Genomic DNA, 4,245 nt, shown 5'->3' with positions numbered 1-4,245 from the left:
AGGAAGATCAGAGAGGAAGAGAAGGAAAGATATGCACGCCGCGTATCAACGAAAAACCCGCCGGAAGGCGGGTTAACAAAACAACATTATCTTTCAGGAATAAAACCACGCAGGCTGAGCGCAGAGTCATCGTCTGCCTCAACAGAAGACACATTGCCCTTTGCCTGTGCAGCCAGAATTTTAAGTAATTCGGTCTGCTGGCGTTGCTGCTCAGCGATCTCCTGTAACAGAGCAATCTGTTCATTTGCCCTGACACTGGCACGGCTAACGAAAAACCATACCAACAGAAATAACAGTGCTGAAAGTGCACACAGCACCAATGAGGCCAGGCTGTTTTGGCCCATTGCGAAATCAAACATTGACTACCCTACCACTGAATGTTCAGAGCGTTCATCTTACCATCCCCGACAGGCCAGGGAAGCTATTCGCAAAAAAACAGGGTTTTCTTACTCCCCCGCAATCAGCGCAAGCATTGAGCAAAAAGTCATTCAGGCAGGCATCCGCTAAAAAGGAATGAATGAGGTGATGGCACATACGCCCAGATCAAAGTTGCCCCCCTGATCACAGTAACTGTTTAACGCCAGCAGATACAGGCCGATGCAGATGAGCAGAAAAAGAACGAACGTAATGATCCTTCGGACATTGAAAACAGGCTTTTTCAATTTAATGGCAGGTCTCTTTTGGTTTAAAAAGCGTCTATCAGGGCTCAAAGGCGACGTCCGGCATTTGACTGAACAGAAGGACATAGTACGACGAATATCCTAAACAACGATATAACGAAAGTACGGCTTTTACACGTGATACAACGTGTAATAATCACCTACGTAAATCAAACAATAAAATGTATAAACTTTATCTATAAATAGCAGGTAACGCTTGTTTGATCCTGGTCAAGCAAAGTAATGTTTACTCCGCTGCATTTCTGATAACTCTCATTCAATAATTTCTATAAAATAGACATTTTAATAAAAACCATAACCCTATTTATTAAGAAAGGAACAGAACGTGAAATAATGCATTAATTCTCGCAAGGCTCATGACAGAAACCTGACTCCTGTTTCGGGTGCTGACAAGATAAGCGGGATTACGCCTTGCGTTATATCCACAAGGCCGGAGGAACGCAAGCCTAATAGCAGTAAAATTATATAATGACTTTATAAGTATTATTCAGAAACCGTTAAAGAAATTACTTTCATTATGGTTGCCAAATAAATCCAATAATATTACCCCCGCCGTTAAAATAATTTAATTTTAGTGAGTATTCTCAGGAACTTCTTTGTTGAATTATACCACCCATTAAAATATCATCCCGCCGTCGAACAGTTCTTCTGTCTCTTCGGTTATATAAATGAAAGCATAGTGGCTGAATTAATTTCAGCTGATTCATGCTGACTATTTTTTGTTGAGGGATTAATAAATGCATGCATGGAATAAAAAGTTCTTCGTTTCTAAAATAGCGCTGGCCTGCGCTGTTGCAGTAACAGCACCTGCCGCAATATCAGCTGATATTTCTGGCACCGTATACGATACGTTCTATCATGACTCCACTCTGGCGGGTCATATCGGCTATCGTGGATATGTGGATAACGACGGCGCAGATAACGGTTACGTTGGCGGAGACATCTACTCTTCAATCAATAACGCTGTGGTTAACGGCGTTATTTCCACTCATTATCTCGGTTTTGATAGCAATAACAGCAACACGCTGAATATCACCAATACTACTGTCAACGGCATGATCACTTCTGAGTGCATGACGAGCGATTGCGGTACAACCCGTAATGAATATGATCAGTCACCTTTGCAGCTGACTATTGATAACTCCACCATTAACGATACTTACGAACACTTCGATTACGACGTTACTGATGCTAACAACGTTCGGGATCATGAAACCCTGAACACCTTTGACAAGGGCGTTGCGGTGACATTGGATCAGGAAAGTGACATCGTTATTAAAAATAACTCTCACGTCGCGGGCATTGCGCTGACGCAAGGCTACGAATGGGTTGATACTGACGTAAATAATGGCAATACTTTTGATAATACCCTGACAGTTAATGATTCCGTGCTGACTTCAGGTTCTTATACAGAATTGCAGACCAGCGGTTTCTACGGCCAGTCTGATAAGCCAAGCGATTACGGTAATATCAGCGCTGCCGGTACTCAGGCTGACGATATCGCGTTATCTGTTGTTGCCAGTGCCACCGCAGATAACGCAATGAAAACCCATGCCGTATTCAATAATTCAACCATTACCGGTGACGTCGCTTTTGTCAGCACCTTCGACGAGAACTATTACGTCGGCGGTCATGACAGCAATGCGGATGGCGTGCTGGATACCAATGGCTGGGATGATACAGACGAACTGAATCTGACGCTGGATAATGGCAGCAAATGGGTTGGCGCAGCTATCTCAAATGTTCAGATGGATTCAGCCCTCTATAACCGCAGCACCAACAGCATCTGGCCTTACTCTGTCTTCAGCAGTACCAATGGCTATCTGGTTGGCGATGACGTTTATCAAAGCGGATTGTTTAATGTCGCGCTAAACAACGGTTCCGAGTGGGACACCACCAAATCATCCAACATTGACGATCTGACTGTTAACAACCGGTCTCAGGTGAATGTTGTTGAATCTGCCCTGCTGGCAGATCACATCTCCCTCACCAATGCATCAACCCTGAAAATTGCCGCGCACGGCGGCGTTAAAACCGATGTGTTGAACCTGAACTCAGGCAGCCAGGCATCATTGACCGAAGAAACTGCGTCTCTCTACGCCAACACCATCATTGTGGGCAGCGGTTCTGAGCTGAACTTAGGTTTAGGTCAGGTTGATACACATAACATGGTTCTGACCGATAACGGTACTTTCGATATCGGTAGCCGTGAATATGTTCTCAACTCTGATTTGAACAACGCACGCGACAAAACTGCCGCTGACTATGTTTATGATCAGGGCACTATCGGCATTAACTCAGACGGTCATCTGGCCGTTAATGGCGTGACCAACGGTAATTATCAGGTACGCATCGATAACGCGACAGGTGAAGGCCAGGTTGCTGATTATCAGAATAAAGAGCTGATCCGCATCTACGGCGGCAATGCGACCTTTAACCATGCTAACACCGCTGATCTGGGTGCTTATAAATATCAGGCTGAGCAGTACGGCGATACTGTCGTGCTGGCAAAACAAGGCATTACCTCTACTGCAAATGCGGCCCTGAGCCTGCCTTCTTCCAATGTGGCAACATGGCATATGGAACAAGACACCTTAGAAAACCGCATGAATAGTTCGCGTCACACCCAGGGCAATGATAAAGGCGGTGTGTGGGTTAACTACTTCGGCGGTCAGCAAAACGGTGACAACGGCGTGATTGATTACGATCAGGACGTTAATGGCATCATGGTGGGTTTGGATAAAGTGACCGAAGGTGGCGGTGAACGCCAGTGGCTGGTCGGTATGGCGGCAAGTTTCGCAAAATCCAGCCTGTCTATGGATGATGCCGATGCGGATACTGACAGCCAGTCAGCACGCGTTTACTCAAGCCTGGACTTCAATAATGGCGCATTCTTCGATACTTCTCTGAGCTACAGCCACTTCAGCAACTCAACAGAAAGCACCATGAGCAACGGTCAGCAAGTATCAGGTGATAACTCGACTGATGCATGGGGCTTTGGTCTGAAACTGGGTTATGACTGGAAATTCGCTCCTCAGGCTTATTTGACACCATACGCAAGCATTACTGGCGTGTTTATCGGCGATGACGATTACAGCATGAGCAACAACATGCATGTCAGCGATCAGGCTTATGACAGCATGYGTTATGAGCTGGGTGGTAATCTGGGTTATACCTTCGACCTGGGTGCAGATCAGGCAATTAGCCCGTACGGCACACTGGCGTATGTGTATGAAGATGCTAACAACGATGCAAACATCAATGGCGACCGTATCGACAACGGCGTTGATGGTTCTGCTGTCCGCGTTGGTTTAGGCGGTCAGTTCGACATGAGCAAAAACTTCACCGTTTACGCAGGGGCTAACTACCTTGGCGGCAGCGATGTTGACCAGCCTTGGGCAGCAAACCTGGGTATGAAATACCGCTGGTAACTTGCCGGTCTGAATAACACTCTTCAGTAATTTTTTGGCCCCTTTTCAGGGGCCAATTTTTTTGGCATCTTCACGACTTTGCTGATTAGGATTCTGCTGCAGTGACATTTTCTGAAAAATAACTTCTACTATAC

The 4,245-nt window shown here is 45.8% G+C and carries 3 protein-coding genes; 1 reads left to right on the top strand and 2 read right to left on the bottom strand.

Annotation, left to right across the window (positions count from 1 at the left end; all coding sequences use genetic code 11):
- Positions 1-86 precede the first annotated feature (86 nt).
- Both AC1DUO_RS23545 and mgrB read right to left on the bottom strand, forming a co-directional pair.
- Positions 87-359 carry a YebO family protein gene (locus AC1DUO_RS23545; protein ID WP_013576201.1) on the bottom strand — a complete coding sequence of 91 codons (273 nt, stop codon included), beginning with the start codon at positions 357-359 and terminating at the stop codon, positions 87-89.
- A gap of 144 nt (positions 360-503) precedes the next feature.
- Positions 504-629: a PhoP/PhoQ regulatory lipoprotein MgrB gene (mgrB, locus tag AC1DUO_RS23540; RefSeq protein WP_462139293.1), complete on the bottom strand. Its 126-nt coding sequence runs from the start codon at positions 627-629 to the stop codon at positions 504-506.
- 788 nt (positions 630-1,417) lie between these two features.
- On the opposite strand from mgrB, the gene AC1DUO_RS23535 reads away from it, so the two are divergent.
- Entirely contained in the window at positions 1,418-4,111 is a 2,694-nt protein-coding gene (locus AC1DUO_RS23535; RefSeq protein WP_477989014.1) for an autotransporter outer membrane beta-barrel domain-containing protein, read from the top strand.
- The last annotated feature ends 134 nt before the right edge of the window (positions 4,112-4,245 follow it).

This window comes from Rahnella sp. P4_A8 (genome assembly GCF_056402435.1).
Note: the sequence above shows the minus strand (reverse complement) of the source record. Positions and strands in the feature narration are given on the sequence as shown.

Coding starts and splice junctions, on each gene's coding strand:
- AC1DUO_RS23545 (WP_013576201.1), bottom strand. CDS start 359: ATGTTTGATTTCGCAATGGGCCAAAACAGCCTGGCCTCATTGGTGCTG.